Origin of the sequence: Lentibacillus amyloliquefaciens, from assembly GCF_001307805.1 — a bacterium.
GTDB classification, from domain to species: Bacteria; Bacillota; Bacilli; order Bacillales; family Amphibacillaceae; genus Lentibacillus; species Lentibacillus amyloliquefaciens.
In genome coordinates this window covers 2,122,235-2,145,046 of record NZ_CP013862.1, presented here as the reverse complement: position 1 = coordinate 2,145,046, position 22,812 = coordinate 2,122,235, and the positions used below count along the sequence as shown (strand labels likewise).

The window sequence follows — 22,812 nt, the reverse complement described above, 5'->3', positions numbered from 1 at the left end:
TGTAGTTTCCTAAAACCAGCTTCAGTCAACACGAAAAGATCTGCCCGCTAAGTGGCAGATCTCACTCGAAAGCCCCGCTTCAATCCAGCGGTGCTGTTTCCACCACCCTTCCTTTCCGTCCTTTGGTTGTTTCTGCTTTTCTTAGTGAGTTGATAACCGCTTCTTCTGTTGATTCGATGACGGCCTGGAAAAGCCCGTTCATAACCGGGTGATCGTCACGGATAAAGGCCGATTTTTCCACGTGCGAATCACTGTCATGAGCATACAAATCAGCTGTGGAGAAGGAAATCGCAATATCACCGCTCCCATGTCCAATGATACTGCCGGTTCTGCCCAGTCCGGCTGCAGTACGATTGGCAAGACGTTTTAACTGCCGGTCGTAAAGCGGTGCATCGGTTGCAATGATCATCATAATCGACCCGTCCGGTGTATTCATATTTCGTTTGCTAAAATCGGCGAACAGTGCATCTTCCCGTTTGCCGAAATTAGTGAGCACCAGACAGCCGACTGTATAGCCCTTGACTGTACGGGAAGCCGTTCCGATCCCGCCTTTATGGCCAAAGCTGACCATCCCTTTGCCTGCACCGACTGCTCCTTCCCAGGCAGGCCCATCAGAAGCCCGGTCAATTGCTTGTATAGCATGTCCAGGTTTGACCGCCTGTAGACGCATTGAATTCAAATAACTGTCATTGCACTCGCCGACGACAATATTGAGGGAACTCGCTGTATCACCGACCTCCGGGTTTTCATCAAGCATATATTGTAAAGTCCCCTGCATGACGGGGGCAACACTGAATGTATTGGTCAGCATGATAGGTGATTCCAAGAGCCCCAATTCATCAAGCTGCACAAGTCCGGCTGTCTTTCCGAAACCGTTAATGACTGAGCTTGCCGCACGCACCTTTTTACGAAAAAGACTTCCCGAGTGCGGTAAAATAGCGGTCACGCCGGTACAAATGGTATCCTGATGATTGACCTTTTCATATAGTGTGACATGCCCGACTTTGACATCGGTTATATCCGTAATGCAGTTATTCAATCCTTTTTGTAGTTTCATAAGCAGCCCCCTGTCTATAATAGATATTATAGTAGCATTATAGCAGACTGAGGCGCGTCAAAAATATAAAGTAGAAAGTAAAAAATTCCTTCCTATTTTCATCAAACTTTCACATAACTCATTTATAGTAAAAGAGGAATGAATGGAGGATTTGCCATGACATCAGCATGGGTATTTAAGAAGATTGCTCTCATTGTCTTGAGCATACTAATGGGGCTGGCCTTTTATTACATAACAAGTCCATCCGAAAAGACAGTGAAAAAACAGCAATTGGAAGAAAGTTTATCACTTATCATCAATTTTGTCCTGTTTATATGGGTGGGGAAAATTTTGCTGAATATCAATATATTTATAACAGATCCGCTCGCAGTATTGGCTTACCCAAGTGATGCGAATGCTTTCTATGTTGCTGTGCTGTTTCTGTTAGTCAATCTTGTCTGGAAAGTAAACAGAAATAATTTTAACATCGAAATTATGCTTGCGCCCCTTATGCCGATATTTCTGGCTTCGGCCTTCAGTTATGAATTTATTGATATTGTATTAAATGGAAATCCACTGTCATGGGGGCATTTAAGCCTGCTCTTTATATCGCTGATTGTTTATTTGATGCGGTATGAAAAGATGTCTGCCGGCAAGCTGGCAGCCGGGATTTTCGCGTTATGGAGTGTGGGGCAAATCATATTAACAACTCAGCTGCCTTTTACGGTCTTATATGGCTATATGATGGACCTATGGTTTTTGGCTCTCGTATTCATCATAAGTGTCATTTTTATTATCCCGCATGTAACTGGCAGTAAGACCCCTACTTCAAATGTTCGCGTAAACGATGAAGAATAGGTGGGGGATCAACTGCCAGTAAATGTCCGATTCGTTCATCTAACAATCAGTGGGGGAAGAAAGAAAACCCCCACTGATTGAAGATTCACTTTATCTATAACAAGAGGAAGGTGACATCAATATGACTGCAGCTGCAGATTTAACAATTTGGCTGGCGTTGGGTGCAGGAATTCTTTCATTCCTGTCCCCATGTACATTGCCGATTTTTCCGGCGTATCTATCTTATATAACCGGAATGAGTGTGAAAGAGCTTAAGGAAAATAAAGACATCAAAATTCGCACGAAGCTTTTGCTTCATTCCACATTTTTTCTATTAGGGGTCTCGACTGTCTTTATTGGACTGGGTGTCGGCGTTTCCTTTTTAGGCGAATGGATTCAAGGAATGCTGACAGGCGAATCAGGTCTGTTCATTCAGCGGATTGCCGGTATTTTTATAGTGGCGATGGGACTTTTTGTAGCAGGGTGGCTCAATATCCCATCATTTATGAAAGAAAAACGGATGCAGTTTGCGAATAAGCCCGCCGGCTATTTTGGTACGATTTTCGTCGGGATGGGATTTGCGGCAGGATGGACGCCATGTATCGGACCAATTTTCGCTTCAATACTGGTTGTCGCAGCAAGCAATCCCACGCAAGGAACGATTTATACCATCATGTATGTCATCGGATTTGCGCTTCCGTTTCTCGTATTGACATTTTTCCTCGGGTCGACACGCTTCATTGTTCGGTATAGTCAAAAAATCCTGAAAGCAGGCGGCGCTGTTATGGTCCTAATGGGGATTTTCCTGTTCACGGGGCAAATGACGCGTATATCGACTTTTCTATTAAAAGCAGTCGAAGGTACATGGTTTTCCAATCTGGGATAACAGGAGGTAATTCATGTGAAAAAAATAGCTGTAATCGTTGTATTGACGGGTATGTTTGCATGGGCTGTTTATGACCTGGCCATAAGTTCGGATAACACAGAGACTGCGCAAGACACGCAGACAGCCGAAGAGAGTGAGTTTACGGTTGAGGAAGGTTCATTAAATAAGGATGAAGACGGCGGTACAGCAAATGATGAGTCGTCAGAAAGTGGTAACCCTGAAGACAGCACTGATGATTCTGGTGAAAATGCCGATTCAGACACAGTCGGCTTAGAGGTCGGTAATATAGCGCCTGACTTTCAGCTGGAAACGTTGGACGGGGAGCAAGTTGCATTATCCGATTATCGCGGCCGGCGGGTGATGGTGAATTTCTGGGCAACCTGGTGTCCGCCATGCCGTGCCGAGATGCCTGACATGCAATCGTTTTACGAGGATAAGGATGTAGAAATCCTGGCGATCAATCTTACTGGTACAGAAAGCAGTCGCGAAGGTGTAACAGACTTCACGAATGAATTTGGACTGACGTTCCCTATATTAATGGATGAAGACACACAGGTAGCCAATGAATATCAGATACAGCCAATTCCTTCATCGTTTATGATTGATTCTAATGGACGTATTCAATATAAAGCTTTAGGTGCGATGAATTATGAGATGATGGTCCAGCAATTTGAAATGATGCAATAATATCTCCTGTACCGTAAAATGGAGACAGAGGTGCTGAACATGCAACAGACGATATTAGTGGTGGAAGATGATCAGATGATACGTCATCTGATTCGTCTGCATCTGGAAAAAAATAAATATGACGTCATTGAGGCAGGTGATGGCGAAGAGGCTAAGGAACTTTTTTGGGAACATCACCCATGTCTCATAGTCCTTGATTTGATGCTGCCGAAAATGAGCGGTGAAGAATTCTGCCACTGGGTCCGCGAGCAGGAGCGGAATGAGGTCTCGGTCATCATGCTGTCAGCAAAAGCCCGGATTGATGATAAGATTGCGGGTTTGAGAATGGGGGCGGATGATTATGTCACCAAGCCGTTTGATCCGGACGAGCTTATGGCACATGTGGAGGCAGTTCTGAGAAGAACAGGTCAGTTTTGTCAGAAAATCGTCCATGGCGGCCTTTGCATCAAACCGCGAAAAGGTGAAGTGCTTCTTTATGATAATCAGGTTAAATTAACAAAACATGAATTTAATCTTCTTTATTATTTTATGCAAAACCCGAACATTGTGCTGAATCGTGAACAATTGATTGAGCAGCTTTATCCGTATGCAGATAACACGGTACTGGACAGGACGATTGATGCGCATATTAAAAAGCTCCGTGAAAAAATCGAGGCGGATTCCTCCAAGCCGGAACGCATCCATACAGTCCGGGGAATGGGGTATAAGTTTGTCACTGCGTAAATGGATACAATCGTTGTTTCCGAATGGATTTCTGTGGCGTTTATCATTTTTAAACATTGTGGTTGTTGCTTCAGCGATCGTCCTCAGCGGCCTGGCGATTTATAACACAGCCTGTTTTTTAGTTGATGCGATGGGAAATTTGAATGACTCGCAGCAAACACAATTCAATGCTATCTTGTTTAATTATTTATTGATTTTTTCTGGTATAACAATCGTTGGTGGCAGTTTGCTTCATTTTTATCTGACCAGAAAATTAATTAAACCGGTCAGAAGTTTAATCGTATCTGCCAAACAGCTAAAAAAAGGCGAATACCCGGAACTTGTTGAAGCGACAACAAGGGATGAAGTGGGCGAGCTTGCTTTACATTTTAATGGGTTGGTTAAGCAACTCAAGACGAATGATGAGCATCGCCAAAAGCTGATCTCAGACTTATCCCATGAATTGCGTACACCTCTGACTAATTTAAATGGTTACCTCCAAGCACTGGAACACGGTGATATCGACGGAAGCCAGGAATTGTACAAGTCATTGCATGGTGAATCCAAACGGCTAACGTCAATGCTGGAGCAGCTGGAGCAGCTGAAGGAATGGGATTATGCCGCTTCCAGAGCTTATGTACAGTATACAGAAGCTGACATGGCGGATTTGATTAGTCAGTGTACGGATATGTTCAGCTGGCGGCTGGAACAGGAAAACATTCCAATTACTGTTGATGCTGAATCATCTGAGTTATCGGTTCATATTGCGGGTGTGCAGCAAGTAATCAGTAACTTATTGGAGAATGCCATCCAATATTATACCGGCAGCGGTGCGATAAAGATTTGGGGAGAATTGCAGAAATCATCATATTGCGTCTCGGTCAGCGGTCCAAGTGAATTCATCCCTGAAGATGAAGCGGAGCATATATTTCAGCGATTTTACCGTTTGGATCAATCCAGAAACAGAGCCTCAGGCGGAAGCGGTCTTGGTCTCTCCATTGCCAGGGAGATTGTCGAAAATCATGGCGGGAGAATCGGACTGACGTCTGGAGGCTCTTATAATACATTCTGGTTTGAGATTCCGTTGTAGCAAAAACGATGTCAAAATAATCCTCTGTTATTTTGTTATAGTCAATGGTGACATTCCTTCGGGGCCGGCTTAAAATATTCACGCCCCCGTTTCATTATCCTTTTTAAACCTTGGCATATAAGCCTTTTATAATGAAGGGATTGTTGACTTATGGTTATTTGTTTAGGAATCTTGGATCCAATTTATTTAATATTTCTGCAATTGACATGATTGTTTTTTATTGACAAAGCTAATAGTGTCAGCTGTGATTTTTTAGCTTGAGTGACTAAACCTCTTGAACATTTATAAGAATATCTGGACTGTAATAAGTATGTGAACATGGTATGCCTCAGATCATGTAGTCTGATATTTTTTAAGCTGTGTCTTTTTTATTTTCGCCCAGGTTGAAGTGGTCGTTTGCAGTGTATATGACATGCCGTTTCCTGGATGAAAGATGTATTTATCATCTTCACCTTTCCAATTCCCGCGGCCAGTTCTTTTTCTTCCTCCAAAAATGTTTGAGTTACTTCGTTTTTTCTCTGTTCCAGTTGGACATAGTGATAATACCTTTATAATTATTTGTTTTTGTAGCCTTTATATATGGTCGTTCGTTTTCAAAAAAGGATATTCCGAGTCGATAGTATATATCCTTCATTAAAACTGATATCAGGCCACTGTAGTGCAACCACCTCACCCCGACTCGTTACTGAGATTGCTGCGATAATGGAAAACATACGCCTACAACATGTTCATCATACATTCCTGTAATAAAATCAACTACATCAATTGCATCATAATATTTCATCTTCCTTTTTCTTACTTTTGGTCACCATAATCCTTCTAGTGGGCTTTTCTTTATCTATTTCGTAAAGTGTTGAATTCGAAAACTGTTCTTCTCTTTTGCTTGCGGATCCACTTGTGTGATACTTCATCTAATAAGTCCACGATGTGCATTGTTTTATTTTTTGATCTAATATTTTGTTTCCAAAATGCGGAAAATATAATCATAAGTGCCTTATTATTTCGATAATTACAATATGAATTTAGAAATAAAAAATAAAGAAATTCAAAAAATAACAGATGATTGGGTTTGGCTATTAAACATGTTAGTGTATCGTTTAATAACGATTAAAACTGTATACATAACATTCTACTGGACCTTTAAAAAATAGTCAAAAGCATTATGTTTTTGACTATTTTTTTTTATGTTTAAATATGTTGACTTTGGGTGCGAATAATTTTATTATTATTTTAGATAGCGTTTTCATATTTAAAATTCTGGTTGAAAATGATTATTAAAAAATCAAGAAGGGATGGTTAGGAATGATAAGAAAGGCTTTTGTAATGACAGTCTATCCGGATAAACACGAAGAATATGAAAAAAGACATAATGACATTTGGCCTGAAATGGTAGAAGAGCTGCGAAAGCATGGTGCAAGTAATTATTCTATCTTTTTAGACAAACATACCAGTCAACTATTCGGTTATATAGAAGTTGCAGATGAGGAAACCTGGCGTAAAATGGATTCAACTGAAATAAACCAAAAATGGTGGGCTTTTATGGAACCTGTAATGGAAACGCATTCAGATAACAGTCCAGTATCAAGGGGTTTAAAAGAAGTATTTCATATGGATTAGAATCTATGAAGAAGAGAGGTACTAAATCAAATGGGAAAGCGCAGAAAGTTTGGGCCAAAGAATGTAACAGGATGGAAAGCAACTGTTGCTATAGCGATGGCAAATTATATTGAGGCTGGATCTATTATTGCCGCTGCCAGCAGTTTAACTTTATGGCAGGCATTTTTAGGTTTAGATAGTTTTGCGGTAGGGCTTTTAGGTGCTGTTAGTGCAAACGCTTTAGGTGCTGCTATTGGCGCATTAATTGGCGGCCCAATAACTGATAAATATGGAAGGTCAACGGTTTTTAAGTATGATTTATTAGTTTATATGGTTGGTATTCTATTGATGGCACTTTCAGTTAATTTTTCTATGTTATTGATTGGTACTATTATTACTGGTGTGGCAGTAGGAGCAGGTGTGCCAGTATCTTGGACGTTTATTGCAGAAGAATCTCCTGAGGATAAGCGTGCAGCCCATGTTGGTACAGCACAATTGGCTTGGTCTATAGGCCCAATGATAACATTTTTCCTTGCAGTAGCAGTGGCGCCTTTGGGGTTACTTGGCTCTAGGCTAATCTTTTTACATTTATTCATTATCGCCTTTGTTACATGGTATATAAGACAAGGAATGAGCGAGTCGAAAGTATGGGAAAAAGAAAAAGAAGAAGAACAAAAAAACCTTATGCTGGGAAAAGAGAAGCGAAATTCTGTTAAAGAACTTTTCACTTTCGCTGTAAATCGTAAAGCCCTGTTTTTGCTTGTGGGAATTTACTTATTCTGGAATTTAGTTTCCGGAGCAATGGGTTATTTTATGCCTTATATTTATGAGAATGTGGGAGGTTTAAGTAATTCTCAAGCAAACTTATTGCAAGGATTTTTATGGATGTTTACTGTTTTAGGCACATTCTTCGGGTTTATGAAGTATGGTGACAGGTTAAGCCGAAGATTCCTATTCGGCCTTGGTGCGATAATGGGTATTGTAGCGTGGGTTATCCTCACGTTTATGCCGATGACATGGACATCACTGGTTTTATTTGTTGTCTTATGGGGCTCTGCAGCCGGTATTGGTGCACAAGCATTCTACGCATTATGGACAAGCGAATTGTTCCCGACCCGCTATCGGGCAAGTGCTCAAGGGCTTATGTATTTTGCCGTAAGGACCGGCATTGCTATTTGGTCTTTGATATTACCAACACTTATGGCTACATTGGGCTTTAAAACTGCCGGGATAGTTATGATAATCTTCTTGGTAATACATGCCGTAATTGGAATCGTACTGGCACCGGCAACGCAAGGAAAGACATTAGAGCAAATTGAAAGAGAACGTTATGGAGACACCGAATCAGAGGATAACGGAATGGTAGAAAGATAGCATAGAAGACTGATCAGACTAACTACGAGGGGAGAATCAATATGCTTGAATGCAGCTTGGCGGTGGACATTGGAGCTTCAAGTGGAAAAATGCTTGTAGGCTATATAAAAAATGGAAAATTAAGATTACAAGAAGTTCATCGTTTTGAAAATCGGCTAATCAAAAGGGATAAGCATTTTTGCTGGGATTTGCAATCATTGTTTTCCGAAATAGTGACAGGCATACATGCAAGTCGAGATCAAGGTTTCGTACCACAAAGTATAGGCATAGATACATGGGCTGTTGATTTTGTTCTGTTGGGTGAAAATGATGAGTTGCTGACTGATGCTGTATCTTATCGGGATCCGAGAACAGATGGCATGATGGAAGAAGTTTTTCAACAGATTAGCAAAGAACGGTTATACCTGGAAACAGGAATTCAATTTCAAAAGTTTAATACAATCTATCAGTTGTATTATCTTAAAAAGAATCATCCGGAAATACTTGATAAAGCAAAATCATTTTTAATGATACCGGATTATTTAAATTATTTATTAACAGGGAATAAAACAAATGAATATACCAATGCAACTTCTACGCAACTTGTGAATGCTTTTACGAAGAAGTGGGATAGGGAATTGCTAGATCAATTGGGAATCAATAAAGAAATGTTTCAGGAAATTCTGCCACCTAAATCAACATTAGGGAATCTTAAACCGGAATTATCCAGGGAGTTTGGTTTTGATATGAAAGTGCTGCTGCCAGCCACACATGACACTGGCTCAGCTGTAGTATCCGTGCCGGAATCTAATGATACGATTTATATTAGCTCAGGCACTTGGTCTTTAATTGGTGTAGAAAATAATTTCCCAATTTGTGTCACGAAAGCGCTAGATTATAATTTCACAAATGAAGGTGGTATTGATTATCGCTTTCGTTTCTTAAAAAATATTATGGGGCTTTGGATGATACAGGAAGTAAAGAGAAATTATCATAATCGCTATACTTTCGCTGATTTTGCAGAAATGGCTGACCAGGTAGACGATTTTCATTCAACTGTTAATGTCGATGATGATAGATTTCTTAAACCAAAAAATATGATTGAAGAGATTCAAAAGTATTGTAGAGAAACGAATCAAACTGTTCCGGAGACTTCGGGCGAAGTAGCAAAATGTGTTTTTGACAGTTTATCTGTAAGTTATCAGACAGCAATTGATCAAATTGAAGAGGTTTATGAAAAGGAATTCAAAAAGATAAATGTAATTGGTGGTGGGTCGCAAAACGAAATGTTAAACCAATTAATTGCCGATACCACCCAAAAAGAAGTAATAGCAGGACCATTTGAAGCTACTGCTATAGGAAATCTTGCTTCCCAACTGATTAGTTTGGGAGAAATAGAAAATTTAAATGAAGCCAGACAAATCGTTAAGAACTCTTTTGAAATGAAGGTATTTAGAAGTAAAAACAAAACGGAGGGATTAAAATGACTATTCAAGAAAATTATCAGGAAGCCAAAAAACACTATGAAAAATGGGGGATCGATGTTGACGCAGCGTTAGAGCAGTTAAAACAGGTGCCCATTTCAATTCATTGCTGGCAGGGCGACGACATCGGCGGATTTGAAGCCGATCAACAAGAATTATCGGGTGGGATTGATGTAACCGGAAATTATCCCGGAAAAGCAACCACGCCTGAAGAATTAAGAAGTGATTTGGAAAAAGCGCTTTCGCTCATTCCCGGGAAGCATCGCATTAACTTGCATGCTATTTATGGTGAAACAGATGGTAAGGTAGTAGATCGAGACGAAATTAAACCAGAACATTTTAAAAACTGGGTGGATTGGGCGAAAAACCATGATCTGGGTCTGGATTTCAACCCAACTTTCTTTTCACATTCAAAAGCAGATGACGGTTTAACATTGGCACATCCGGATAAAGAAATCAGAGATTTCTGGATTCGGCATACGATTGCCAGCCGCAGAATTGGTGAATACTTTGGTAAGGAACTGGGTACACCAGCGTTAACGAACATTTGGATTCCTGATGGTTATAAAGATATTCCTAGTGACCGTTTGACACCAAGAAAAAGATTGAAAGATTCGTTGGATGAAGTATTTTCAGTAGAGATTGATGAAAAATACAATGTTGACGCGATGGAAAGTAAACTATTTGGCATTGGCTCAGAAGCCTATGTTGTCGGGTCACATGAGTTTTACATGGGCTATGCTCTAAAGAACAATAAGTTATGTTTGCTGGACACCGGGCACTACCATCCAACTGAGGTCGTTTCAAATAAAATTTCGGCTATGCTCTTATATAATGATAAACTGGCTTTGCATGTGTCACGACCAGTACGTTGGGACAGTGATCATGTTGTCATTTTAGATGATGAACTGCGCGAAATCGGTTTGGAACTTGTCCGCAATGATGCATTGGACAAAGTGTCAATTGGTCTAGACTTCTTTGATGCCAGCATTAATCGTGTCGCAGCGTGGACAATTGGAACGCGGAATATGATAAAGGCATTGTTATATGCTTTGTTGACGCCAAATGAACATTTGAAGCAATTACAGGAAGAAGGAAACTTTACTGAAAGACTGGCGTTAATGGAAGAGTTCAAGACTTATCCGTTTGGTGCGATATGGGATTATTACTGCGAGCAAATGGGGGTACCGGCAAAAGAAGCATGGTTGGATGAGGTTAATGAATACGAGAAAACGGTTTTGTCTCAAAGAAAATAGTAGTTTGATTTTATCAACAAAACAAACATAAACAAATACATTCAAATAAAAACAAAAATATGATATACTCATTTCAACGACACACAGGAGGTAATTCTATTGGTACAAAATCGTTGGGATAAAAGTAAAAACAGCAATGAAACAGGCTTAGATGAGCTCGTGTATCGCTCGAATTTGTTAGGCCAAGATCGCTCTGTAGCCAACTGGGGCGGCGGAAATACATCAGCAAAAACAACAGAAACAGACTTTAAAGGCGACGAAATTGAAGTGATGTGGGTAAAGGGAAGTGGCTCTGACCTTGCAACAATGGGTGCTAAAAACTTTACTGGGTTAAAAATGGAAGATATCAGACCACTAGAGGAAAAAGAGGATATGTCCGATGAAGATATGGTGGCTTACTTATCACATTGCATGATTGATTCAAAACACCCTCGCTCTTCCATTGAGACATTGCTCCATGCATTTTTGCCTTTTAAACATGTTGATCACACACATCCTGATGCCATCGTTAGTATTGCGTGTGCTGGTAATGGACAGGAAATTGCAAAAGAAATTTTTGGTGAACGTTTTGTTTGGATACCATATATTCGACCTGGCTTTAAGCTTTCCAAAATGATTGCAGAAGGTGTTCGGAATAATCCGAACGCAGAACTTATCATTATGGAGAAGCATGGCCTTGTAACATGGGGCGAGACATCCAAAGAAAGTTACGACAAAACAATTTCGATTATCCAAGAGGCTGAAGATTATATTGAATCTAAAGCAAAGGGCAAGACGCTTTTTGGCGGACAAAAATATGAGACATTGAGTAAAAATGAACGAGAATCGATCCTGACACAAATATTACCTGTCATTCGTGGTCAGGTTAGCACCGACAAAAAGATGATTGTTACAAATGATGACAGCGATACAGTTCTTGAATTTGTAAATAGCAAAGACGCTAAAGAGCTATCACAAATCGGTGCCGCATGCCCGGATCATCTTGTTCACACGAAACGAGCTCCTCTCTATGTAGAATGGGATCCTGCAAGTAAAGATGTCAATCAATTAATCGAGAGTGTTAAAAACGGAATCAGTTTTTTTAAAGAAGAGTATGTTGCTTATTTTGAACGGAACAAATCAGAAGGGGATACAATCACTGAAACAGCCCCACGTGTTGTATTAATCCCTGGAATTGGTATGGTTAACACAGGGAAAAGCTGGTCCGCTGCTAACGTGAGTGAATCGTTGTACCATCGCGCAGTATCAGTTATGGGCGGATCTACTGTAATTGGAAATTTTGTATCGCTTAATGAGGCAGAGTCGTTTGCAATCGAATACTGGTCATTGGAACTCTACAAACTTAGCTTAGCTCCTCCTGAAGCAGAGTTCTCCCGTCAAGTTGGATTTGTAACAGGTGGTGCTGGAGGTATCGGAGGTGCAACTTGTAAACGTCTTCTATCAGAAGGGGCCCATGTCGTAGTTGCTGATATTGACATGGATGGAGCAGAAAACCTTGCAGCTGAAATTAATGAGCGTTACGGTACAAACCGTGCATATGCGGTTAAAATGGACGTTACAAAAGAGGAAGAAGTAGAAGAAGCCATTAAGAAGTCTGTTTTAAAATACGGCGGGCTGGACATTATTGTGAATAATGCTGGTCTGGCAAGTTCCAGTAAGTTTGAAGAAACGACAATGGACAAATGGAATCTGAATATGAATGTGCTGGTCACCGGTTATTTCCTTGTCGCAAGAGAGTCATTCAAACTAATGAAAGAACAAGAAATTGGTGGTAGCATGGTTTTCGTCGGATCGAAAAATTCTATCTATGCCGGAAAAAATGCAGCAGCTTATAGCACTGCAAAAGCAGCTGAAGTTCATCTGGCAAGAACGGTTGCTGCAGACGGTGGCGAGCATGGTATTCGGGTGAACTCCGTGCTACCTGATGCGGTTATACGCGGTTCAAAAATTTGGGACTCAAATTGGAAAGAAGAACGAGCATCTTCATATGGTATTGATGCAGATGAGCTGGAAGAGCATTATCGAAAACGTACAATCTTGAATGTTAATATTCTTCCAGAGGATATTGCGGAATCCATTGCGTTTCTCTTATCCTCTAAAGCAGCCAAAACCACAGGTTGCATGGTAACGGTTGATGGCGGTGTTGCTGCAGCTTTTACCAGATAAAGGTAGTACAATGATTCCCTGTCTCATAAACAAGGGAATCATTGTACTAGTGAGATATGACCATATGAAAGAGGTGATTCGATGCTTGTTGCAGAAAGGCAGCAAAAAATTGTTGAATTAGTTAATAAACGTAAAAGTTTACGTGTAACAGAGTTGAGCCAAACTTTTTCAGTAACAGAAGAGACTATACGCAGGGATCTAGAAACACTGGAAAGACAAAAAAAGTTATCCCGCAGCCATGGCGGTGCTATTAGCGTTAATAATTCTGAGCAATTAGAAGTCCCTTATTTTGAAAGGGAAATCACGAATGTGACAGAAAAAAAGGAGATTGCCATTGAGGCTGTTAAGCAAGTGGAAGAAGGGGATAAGTTAATATTAGATGCAAGTACTACCGCATGGTATATGGCTAAATCTCTTCCGAATATCTCATTAACAGTGTTAACAAATTCTATAAAGGTAGCAATGGAGTTAAGTTCCAAGCCTCAAGTCACAGTTATTTCTACTGGTGGAACACTATTATCCAAATCTTTGTCGTTTGTTGGACCGTTAGGTGAAACATCTTTAGAAAGCTATCATGTGAAAAAAGCATTTATTTCATGTAAAGGTCTCCATATAGATCGTGGGATAAGTGAGTCAAATGAACAACAGGCTCGAATCAAGAAAAAAATGATCGAAAGTGCTGATACGGTTTATATTATGATTGATCATAGCAAGTTTGGAATACAAACCTTTTCGCACATTAACGGCCTGGAAATGATTGATCATATTATTACGGATACTAAAGTAGATAGTAAAATTATTCAACAGTTAGAAGATAAGTCACTACATTTAATCAAAGTTTGACATAGGGAAAGCTTTTTTGCACAAGGTGGGGACTATTGCCTGTTTATTGCAAAATGGATATGATTCCAATGAAAGTTTACTTATGCATCACTAGCCTATGCAATATGTTTTCCACGGATGTCGCAGCGGTTGGCACGATTTGGACACTAAGGTGATTCGTTTAAAAATCTGGTCATGCAGCTCAAATCACGGGGCTCATGGGTTGTTCGACGAATTTGAGACAGTGTCTTTTTGCCATCAAGAATAATGTGGATAAAATGCAAAATATGAATCAACTGAGGCTTGGATAGATGTAAGTCCAATGAGAGAATGTATTTTGACGATTGCCAAGTGGAAGGACATCATATCCTCAGACATCTCTTTTTTGGTTTGGTGTGTCTACCTTCTAATACCACAACAAGCGAGATGTTATTCTATTTTCGGGCAAACATTTCAAAACAAGTCGTGGTTTAACATAATGTGGCGACATATTTTTTGCAAGAGTCAAGGTAGTAAGATATTATAACCGAAATTCAGAAATAGGTAGAAGCCACAAAACTACTATATAAACGAGGTGTGTCCATATGAGTTACGAATCATCTAAATCAGACGTTGTTTTAATAGGTGCTGGGATTATGAGCACAACCTTGGGTGTACTGATTAAGGAATTAGCACCAGATTGGAAAATTACAGTGTTCGAGCAGCTTGGCGTTGCCGGTGGAGAAAGCTCTAACGAAAAGAACAATTCAGGAACAGGACATGCTGCACTATGCGAGTTGAATTATACAGCTGAACAAGCTGACGGTACCATTGATATAAGTCAAGCAGTTAGGATAAATGAACGCTTTCAATTATCAAGACAACTTTGGGCTTATTTGGCCGATCGTAATTTAATCGAGAACCCGCGTAATTTTATTACCGGTTTGCCTCATATGAGTTTTGTTAAAGGTAAAGAAAATGTTGCATTTTTAAAAAAACGCGTTGAAGCACTATCGAACCATCCATTATTTCAAGAAATGGCGTTTTCCGATGATCCGAATCAGTTAAAAGAATGGTTCCCGCTTATTATGAACAACCGGCCAGCGAATGAACCTGTCGCCGGAACGAAAATTGATGATGGTACAGACGTCAACTTTGGGGAATTGACCCGTACAATGAGCGATTACCTTGAGCGAGAAGACGTTAATATCAATTACAATCACAGTGTGCAGGATATAAAGCAGACCACAGATGGAACGTGGGAATTGAAGGTACGGGATAAAAACGGTGCAATTGGAACGCATAAATCGAGGTTTGTTTTTATAGGAGCTGGCGGCGGCAGTTTATCTTTACTGCAGAAGACTGGAACTCCTGAAGGGAAACATATAGGAGGATTTCCAATCAGCGGACAATATTTGGAATGTAATAATCCTGAGGTAATTGAACAACACTATGCAAAAGTCTATGGCAAGAACCCGCCTGGTGCTCCATTAATGGTTGTACCACATCTGGATACGCGGTTTATCGACGGAAAAAGAGCGTTAATTTTTGGTCCTTTTGCAGGCTTTTCGCCCAAATTCCTTAAAACAGGTTCGAATAAGGATCTGTTTGCTTCAGTCAAGCCACATAATATGATAACAATGCTAGCAGCAGGCTTAAAAAATATCTCATTGTTGCAATACCTGATTCAACAATTGAGATTGACCAAGAAAGAAAGAATGAATGAATTACGAGAATTCTTCCCAGATGCAAAAGATGAAGATTGGGAACTGAAAATAGCAGGTCAACGTGTACAAGTCATTAAAGACACGTCTGCTAGCAAGGGAACAATTCAATTTAGTGATACGGAAGTTGTTCATAGCCATGATAGATCATTAGCTGCTCTGCTTGGTGGTTCTCCGGGTGCTTCAACATCTGTTTCAGACATGATTGGATTAATTGAAACTTGCTTTCCACAAAAGATGGATGAATGGAAACCAAAATTAAAAGAAATGATTCCATCTTATGGTGAAAACTTGTCCGATAAGCCTGAACTTATTGCTGAGATTAAATCTTCAACAATACGAGCGCTTGAATTGGATAGGAATATGTAATGGATATTAATGTTTGGGGAAAATATCTTGGAATTCAATGAAAAAGGCAAGAGAAGGTTCAATTATCAATGTAGCATTCAGCTACTCATGTTAATAGTAATGGGTTAAGTCCATATGCAGCAAGTAAAGGTGCAGTTGAAGGGATCACAACCACTGGTGTTTTAGAACTTGCACCATACAATATTAGAGACAGTTCGATTTCCAGGTGACATTGAATCACCAATGACACAAGGTAGTTAAGAAGAAGAGCGACGTAAATTATTGACAGGAAGCAATATCTTTAGGTAGATTAGATTAACCTAAAGATATTGCTAAGTTAGTTTCATGAGTTCTTAGTCTATTTATCAAGCACATAAAGTGTCCATTAAATGCCAACAAAAAGGCGAACGAATGACGAACAAAGATGCTTTAATAAGCTGTTAAATAATTAGTATCAGGAAGTTTATAACTTCTGTAACCGTCAAGTGAAAATGAACACTTTTCGCTAATTAATTGTGAACACTTTTTTCCTCAAAAATGGAAGAACGATGCTTCATTCGATAGCTTTCATCCTCTCTAAAATGAATGATTTCTGCTCGGTGTAATACGCGATCCAAGATCGCTGTAGCGACGCCGGGATCACCTAATAATTCTCCCCATTCACTTGGCCCTTTGTTAGACGTCAAAATGACGGAGGCCTTGTCATAGAGGTCATTAATCAAGTGAAAAAACAGGTTCGCTTCCCGATTGTCCATCGCCATATACATCAAGTCATCGATAATGACCAGATGAGAATCTTTGATACGTTTCATTCTTATCTGCGATTTCCGCGTAAACTCCTCCGTTTTCAAGGTGTGAATGAGGTCACCCATGGATATAAAGGAAACCTTATATCCTTGGTGAATGGCCTCAATCCCTAACCCCGTCGCCAGGAAGGTCTTGCCTACCCCTGGCGGTCCGAGGAGAATGAGGTTATACAGTTGGTCGAGCCATGTAAACTCTTGCAGTTGGTTCAGCTGCTTTTTGCTTAAGGACTGCTGCTCGTCGAGATCAAAGGCATCCAGCGTTTTATAGAAAGGGAACGCCGCCCATTTCAGTCTCTTTTCCACTTGCTTCTCATCCCGACGTTTTTGCTCATAAGATGCCAGGCGATGAAGAAACGTTCGATAAGTCCAATCTTCGGACTCTGCTTGTTGCACTAGTTCAGGCAGGTACTGAGCGCTTTCGGACAACCTTAGCGAACGCAATTGCTGTTGAAGTTGTTCAAGTGTCTGAGTCATACGGATGCTCCTTCCAGTAAGGCGAGATAGTCGCTCACGTCTCGCGTCTGTGGCTTTGTATCATCGACGGACGTCTCCCGCCCATTTAAAGGCTTGACCGGCTCTTTTGTGTGATCCAATGCCGCATGGTCCACCTGACGCTGGCGTTTGATGTACTGAACAACATCGCCGAACTCTGTGGCGCTCTCAATGCCTTGCTGCATACACATGTGCAACGCTTCGTCACCGATGGTTGGTTCGATCTCTTTCAAAGCTTTCGACATGAGTTGAAGCTGGTCCCGAATATAACGAGGATACTTCTTGTGAAGGGCTTCTAAAAACGTCATGGCCTTTTCTTTGTCTTCAAACTTTTCGGCTATGGTCGCCATATAGGCAGCGATCCCCTTCGTTCGATCACGTGTGTGCTGGCTGTCTTGAATCAACTTGCCTTTTCCGTGGCTAATACTGTGGTTGGCGATCACAGGTCCCTCCTGGTGTTCACGGATCACCAAGCTATGGTCGTCCGTTTGAATGTACACGATTTTATTTTGTCTGTAGGTGCCCAGAGGAACGGAGTAACGATTCGATTGGTATAAAATCGTGTTGTCCTTTCGAACCGTTCTTGTTATACTGGAATCCACACGAGAAAGTGTCAGTTTTGTGGTGACCGGTCGTAAGTGTTGTTTTTCCAGAGCGAACACTTCGACGGGTCTTTTTTTGGTTGTGTTATGCACTTTCCCATTTCCCGTTCGTTCAAGCCATGCGTCGCTTTGTTCCTTCCAGCGATCCAACGTGCCGAAGATACGATTTTTCGCGAAGTTCCCTTTCACAAACTTGACCACATTTTCAACCTTTCCCTTGCTCTCAGGGTCGGCTTTTCGACAAACGTACATGGTTAACTTTCTTTCCTCGCGATACGCCTGAAATGCCTCGGTCAAGATCAAATCCCCGGCATTCTCGCTGACCACGATTAAGGCATCTTGATCATAAACAATTTCATAAGGGATCCCTCCAAAAGCGTGAAAGGCCTGCTCGTGGCAGTCAATTACATCTTTTGTTGTCAAAGGCCTATCCAGCCATTTGACAAATTTATACCGCGAGTGCGAGAGAACGAACGTAATGAACGTGAGTTTAACCTCCTTGCCATCGGGTGTTTTTTGAACGGTGTGCCCAAAGTCTACTTGAGCTTGTTGACCCATGGGCGGATCTTGAAGGCCTTGATAGTCCCGCATGGCTTCTGTTTTAGGAATGTTGTATTTTTCACGAAGCTCATTGACAAACAGGCGCACAGTGCTTTCGCCAACTTTTAGATCTGTATATCTTTCAAGTAACCAATCATGAATTTGTGATGCGGATAGATCCGGATGTTCACTGAGCCATGTTTGGATGAGCATTTCATACGGATCCAACTTTTTTCTTCTTGTCTGGGTTGAGGCCATCCATTCACCCATTTCCTCCGGAGATTTTTCGAGATACTTATAGACCGTCGTCCTTGAAATGCCCAACTTTCTAGCGATTCTTCGAATCTTAAACCCTTGCTGTTTTAATTGATAAATATCCATGTACACGTGCCACTTTTCCACCTTTCCGTCTCCCCATTCCTCTATGTAGTATAAATGTTCAATATCTATGACATTATATAGGAATGTGAAGAAAAAATTTGAAGATAGGGGGATAAAAATTTCGAAAGCGAATGGAGGGCTGCCCCTCGGGACAGCCCTCCATTCGCTGCTACCCCTCTGCCAGAAAGTGTTCATTTTTATTTAGCGGAAATGGTCTACTTTAGTTTAGCAGTTCCAACTTCCTATTAACTCTTTTCTTTCACAGAAAAGAGTTTTTGTTTTGGTCAGATAGGGAGGTAAAAATATGTCTGATGCTGGATTTGAAAAGATAACAAAATGGATGGAAAAGAACCGGACCAAAGATGTTAAGCAGGAAGATAAGACAGTCATTAAAGATTCTGCTGAAACATCGAAGAAAGAATCATCATTAAAAAGAAGACGTAGAACAGAGGTGGACAGAACCACTTCTTTGGTTTCCTCATCAGAATGCCTGTAGCGCCAAACAGATGACCGAAAATGCATGAGGCTTTTGGGGAATTCTCGGATTCCTGATGGAGTTTCTTAACGCCAGTCATACGACGGGCCTCCTTGCCTTGTTTCCTCCCACCCCCTACAAGGACTACCTGCTCATTGAGGTAAAAGGGGAGCAATGCGTTTGACCCACCTTAAGCAACGTCAGCCGCAGAGATTCCAGCGACCATGCGGAAGAGCGAAAGAAATGAATCAGCGTGTCGTAACGATGGGCAGGCAACACGAAATCGCGTATAACTGAAGTGACCCCTAAATGATCCGAACACAACATCAAACCTGTGATGATAATGACGAACCAGAAAAGCACGGACGAAATTCACAAAGAATAGAATTGATATATTTTAACATAGGTCTGGAAAATAGGGTGCACTTTCACTATAATCCTTTCAGCAATCTAATCTCCTTTCTGGCAGATAGGTTATTAATATCGCCAGAAAGGATTATTTTTCCTTACAGAACTTTTAACTGTCCAGTAAAAAATAATGCGTGATTTATATTGATTTTATGTATGTTATTCCGCTATGATAAAAACATGCCTTCATTAAATGATATTAAGACAATCCGGTATCCATTAGATGAATAAGTCACAAAAAACAAACAAATTCCCACAAAACACAAAAGTAAAGACCCGTATTTTACCAGATATACACTAATAACAGCCCCCTGTTAGAATGATACCGGGATGATAAGATTGTAATTTATAAAAAGGGGTATGACAATGAGAAATGGTGCAGATAAAAATTCATTTATTTTTTTAAATGAACGTCAACGGAAAATAACAAATCTAGTAGAGAAGAACGGCTCGGCAAGAGTTTCTGAATTAAGCAAAGACTTTAGGGTGAGTGAAGAAACAGTAAGGAGAGATTTAGAAAAACTTGAAACGGATGGTTTTGTCAATAGAATACATGGCGGTGCTGTTAAACGTTCAATAGAAGAAGGGGGAGAAATCCCTGTTCTTAATAGACAGGAAACTCATACTGAAGAGAAAGAAATGATTGCAAAAAAAGCAGCTTCTTTTATTGAAGATGGTGATATTGTTGCTGTTGACGCCAGCACAACAGTTTTGCAAATGACTAAGTATTTGAAAAATAAAAAACTGACAGTTATAACGAATTCTATTCCAGTTACGCTGGACCTTGTTAAGCAAGAAGGAATTGAAGTTATATTAATTGGAGGCTATGTTTCTGAAGGATCTATGTCACTTGTTGGGAATTTTGCAGAAAAAGTAATTCAGGATTATCATGTTGATAAGTTCTTTTTTTCCTGTATGGGCGTAGACATTAAAAGAGGGGTAAGCGAAATACACGAAGCACAAGCGCTTTTGAAGAAACAATTAATAGATATATCTGAACAATTATTTCTTTTAGCTGATTATAGTAAATTTGGAGTTAAATCATTAATTGGATTATGTGATCTTTACGATGTTGATTATTTGATAACAGATAATAAAGTCTCTATTGAGAAAATTAAGGAATTAAATAACCTTGGAATTAAAGCCCACATCGGAGAAGAATGATTTAGTCAAGCAAATTTTGTTTTAACAGTTTAATAGTATTCGTCACTTTATTTTTACATGGATTATTTTTATAATCCATGTTTTTTTGATTAAATTTGCGAATCAGTTTTAATTCACTGTTTTAAGTTGGTGAAACAAATATAAAATGTTAGTTTTTAGCTAATAAAGCAAAATTCATGTTGAAAATCAAAAATTATAATGCTATAGTTTAATATAAGATAAGTAGTGTGACAATTAAAACTGTTATCATTTGTAGAAAATGTTAACGATTACATAATTACTCCAATGTTTCCAGTTGGTTAAGTATGGGGGGAGTCAGGATGGCGAAAATTGGACCATCGTTAATGTGTGCAGATATGGGCAATTTAGAAGATGCTATTTTAAGGCTAGACCAAAAGAGTGTTGACTTCTTTCATCTTGATGTGATGGACGGTCGTTTTGTCCCAAATTTTACTTTGGGTCCTGATATAGTAAAAACATTGCGTTCACATACTAAAACACCGTTTGATATACATCTCATGATTGAAGAGCCAGAAAAATATATAGATGTGTTTGCAGATTCAGGGGCAGATATGATTTCGGTTCACGTTGAAGCTACTACTCATTTGCAGAGAACATTACAACTTATACGAAATCGAGGCTTAAAAGCAGGAATTGCTTTGAATCCTGCTACACCACTTAGCAATTTGGATTATATTTGGGATACCATTGATTATGTGGTTTTAATGACTGTTAACCCAGGGTTTGCAGGTCAAAAGTTTATTCCGTTAGTTTACGATAAAATTGAACAATTAAGTCAATATATAGCAGAAAAGCAATTAACAATCGATATTCAAGTGGACGGCAATATTAGTTTTGAAACTATTCCAAAGGTACTGGAAAAAGGGGCTGATATGCTAGTTTGCGGGACCTCTTCTTTGTTTAAAAAGGATAATTTTTTGGAAGAGGCAATGGATGACCTGAATAGTTTCATAAGCAGTCTATAGTGAGGTTGAATTCTAATTTAAGAACAAAGGATGGGAACGAATGAGTGTAACAGTGGTAGGGAGTATCAACATAGATACGGTTGCATTAACAGATAAATATCCAGAAAGAGGTCAAACTATATTCGGCAATAAAATTGAATACCTTCCAGGGGGAAAAGGTGCAAACCAAGCTACAGCTGTTGCCCGCTTAGGGAAGGAAGTCAATATGATTGGGGCTATTGGTCATGATTTATATGGAGATAAATTGATTGAAAGTTTACAAGGTTCGAAGGTGAATACACGTTTTATTAAGCGTTCTGATTCACTGTCAACTGGAACAGCTATCATTACAATTGATCATACGGCTGAAAATACGATGTTGGTATTAAAGGGTGCTAATGAAGATTTAAATAAAAGTGATATTGAAAGTGCTTTCAATCAAATAAAAGATAGTGAAGTACTTTTGGTACAAATGGAAGTACCACAAGAGACCGTTATCAGAGCGATGCAATTAGCGAAAGAAAAAGGTATGTATGTCATTTTAGACCCTGCACCTGCTGAGGGTATTACAATCAAAGCTTTGGATTATGCAGATATTATCACTCCAAACCGACAGGAAACCTACCATATGCTTGGAATTGATGTGCTTGGAATTGATAGCGCTTTAGAAGCAGCTAAAACTTTTGAAAATATGGGGGTTAAAAACTCCATCATTAAGATGGGAGATAAGGGTTCTGTCGTGTATCAAAGTGGAAATTGGGAACACATCCCACCTATAGCTGTCAAAGCAGTTGACAGTGTTGGGGCAGGGGATGCTTTTGCAGGAGCTTTAGCCTGTGCAATAACAGATGGGTTCGACATTGTCTCAGGGAGTCACTTTGCAACCGCCGTTGGGGCATTGAAAGTCACAAAGCTGGGCGCACAAATGGGGATCCCGACAATTGATGAAGTGGAAGCTTTTTGCAGCGAACAAGGATTGAAGCATTGTAACTTAAATGAAAGCACAGTGTAGA

At 40.0% G+C, this 22,812-nt stretch carries 19 protein-coding genes and 1 pseudogene; 17 read left to right on the top strand and 3 right to left on the bottom strand.

From position 1 onward, the window contains the following. Positions 1-79: 79 nt before the first annotated feature. Positions 80-1,057 (bottom strand): DmpA family aminopeptidase, encoded by a 978-nt coding sequence (locus AOX59_RS10705; protein ID WP_179946400.1) that lies wholly within the window; start codon positions 1,055-1,057, stop codon positions 80-82. A gap of 156 nt (positions 1,058-1,213) precedes the next feature. Between AOX59_RS10705 and AOX59_RS10700 the strand changes: the two genes are divergently transcribed. The 13 genes and pseudogenes from AOX59_RS10700 to AOX59_RS20735 form a co-directional block, all read left to right on the top strand. Continuing rightward, positions 1,214-1,894, top strand: a complete 681-nt coding sequence (locus AOX59_RS10700; protein ID WP_068445419.1) for a hypothetical protein — start codon at positions 1,214-1,216, stop codon at positions 1,892-1,894. A 121-nt stretch (positions 1,895-2,015) separates the two neighbouring features. Next, the gene (locus tag AOX59_RS10695) at positions 2,016-2,759 is read left to right on the top strand and encodes a cytochrome c biogenesis CcdA family protein (RefSeq protein ID WP_068445418.1); all 744 of its coding nucleotides are present in this window, start codon (positions 2,016-2,018) and stop codon (positions 2,757-2,759) included. 15 nt (positions 2,760-2,774) lie between these two features. Beyond that, positions 2,775-3,446, top strand: coding sequence for a redoxin domain-containing protein (locus AOX59_RS10690; RefSeq protein WP_068445416.1), 672 nt, complete (start codon positions 2,775-2,777; stop codon positions 3,444-3,446). Positions 3,447-3,485: 39 nt separating this feature from the next. After that, a complete protein-coding gene (locus AOX59_RS10685; RefSeq protein ID WP_068448278.1) occupies positions 3,486-4,169 on the top strand; it encodes a response regulator transcription factor in 684 nt (227 codons plus the stop codon). After that, on the top strand, positions 4,156-5,238 hold the full coding sequence (locus AOX59_RS10680) for a sensor histidine kinase (RefSeq protein ID WP_068445414.1): 1,083 nt from the start codon (positions 4,156-4,158) through the stop codon (positions 5,236-5,238). The genes AOX59_RS10685 and AOX59_RS10680 overlap by 14 nt, the downstream gene beginning before the upstream one ends. A gap of 1,302 nt (positions 5,239-6,540) precedes the next feature. Then, entirely contained in the window at positions 6,541-6,855 is a 315-nt protein-coding gene (gene rhaM, locus AOX59_RS10675; RefSeq protein ID WP_068445412.1) for an L-rhamnose mutarotase, read from the top strand. Positions 6,856-6,885: 30 nt separating this feature from the next. After that, positions 6,886-8,208, top strand: coding sequence for an MFS transporter (locus AOX59_RS10670; RefSeq protein ID WP_068445410.1), 1,323 nt, complete (start codon positions 6,886-6,888; stop codon positions 8,206-8,208). Positions 8,209-8,249: 41 nt separating this feature from the next. Then, complete coding sequence (gene rhaB / locus AOX59_RS10665) at positions 8,250-9,674, top strand: rhamnulokinase (protein WP_068445408.1); 1,425 nt, start codon at positions 8,250-8,252, stop codon at positions 9,672-9,674. Then, a complete protein-coding gene (gene rhaA, locus AOX59_RS10660) occupies positions 9,671-10,927 on the top strand; it encodes an L-rhamnose isomerase (RefSeq protein WP_068445406.1) in 1,257 nt (418 codons plus the stop codon). The genes rhaB and rhaA overlap by 4 nt, the downstream gene beginning before the upstream one ends. A 99-nt stretch (positions 10,928-11,026) precedes the next feature. Continuing rightward, entirely contained in the window at positions 11,027-13,093 is a 2,067-nt protein-coding gene (locus AOX59_RS10655) for a bifunctional aldolase/short-chain dehydrogenase (RefSeq protein WP_068445405.1), read from the top strand. An 81-nt stretch (positions 13,094-13,174) separates the two neighbouring features. Further along, positions 13,175-13,936: a DeoR/GlpR family DNA-binding transcription regulator gene (locus AOX59_RS10650; RefSeq protein WP_068445403.1), complete on the top strand. Its 762-nt coding sequence runs from the start codon at positions 13,175-13,177 to the stop codon at positions 13,934-13,936. A 563-nt stretch (positions 13,937-14,499) separates the two neighbouring features. Continuing rightward, the gene (gene mqo, locus AOX59_RS10645) at positions 14,500-15,987 is read left to right on the top strand and encodes a malate dehydrogenase (quinone) (protein ID WP_068445402.1); all 1,488 of its coding nucleotides are present in this window, start codon (positions 14,500-14,502) and stop codon (positions 15,985-15,987) included. Between the two features lie 92 nt (positions 15,988-16,079). Continuing rightward, a pseudogene (locus tag AOX59_RS20735) lies at positions 16,080-16,196 on the top strand (oxidoreductase); the annotation flags it as partial. A gap of 279 nt (positions 16,197-16,475) precedes the next feature. On the opposite strand, the gene istB reads toward AOX59_RS20735, so the two are convergent. Next, positions 16,476-17,246, bottom strand: coding sequence for an IS21-like element helper ATPase IstB (gene istB / locus AOX59_RS10640; RefSeq protein WP_068443525.1), 771 nt, complete (start codon positions 17,244-17,246; stop codon positions 16,476-16,478). Further along, on the bottom strand, positions 17,243-18,787 hold the full coding sequence (istA, locus tag AOX59_RS10635; protein ID WP_082684299.1) for an IS21 family transposase: 1,545 nt from the start codon (positions 18,785-18,787) through the stop codon (positions 17,243-17,245). The genes istB and istA overlap by 4 nt, the downstream gene beginning before the upstream one ends. A gap of 304 nt (positions 18,788-19,091) precedes the next feature. Between istA and AOX59_RS10630 the strand changes: the two genes are divergently transcribed. The 4 genes from AOX59_RS10630 to rbsK all read left to right on the top strand — a co-directional run bounded on the left by AOX59_RS10630 (position 19,092) and on the right by rbsK (position 22,811). Further along, positions 19,092-19,283, top strand: coding sequence for a hypothetical protein (locus AOX59_RS10630; protein ID WP_068445398.1), 192 nt, complete (start codon positions 19,092-19,094; stop codon positions 19,281-19,283). 753 nt (positions 19,284-20,036) lie between these two features. Next, positions 20,037-20,834: a DeoR/GlpR family DNA-binding transcription regulator gene (locus AOX59_RS10625; protein WP_068445395.1), complete on the top strand. Its 798-nt coding sequence runs from the start codon at positions 20,037-20,039 to the stop codon at positions 20,832-20,834. 320 nt (positions 20,835-21,154) lie between these two features. Continuing rightward, positions 21,155-21,820 carry a ribulose-phosphate 3-epimerase gene (gene rpe, locus AOX59_RS10620; protein WP_068445393.1) on the top strand — a complete coding sequence of 222 codons (666 nt, stop codon included), beginning with the start codon at positions 21,155-21,157 and terminating at the stop codon, positions 21,818-21,820. Between the two features lie 40 nt (positions 21,821-21,860). After that, positions 21,861-22,811, top strand: coding sequence for a ribokinase (gene rbsK, locus AOX59_RS10615; RefSeq protein WP_068445391.1), 951 nt, complete (start codon positions 21,861-21,863; stop codon positions 22,809-22,811). Position 22,812: the final 1 nt, after the last annotated feature.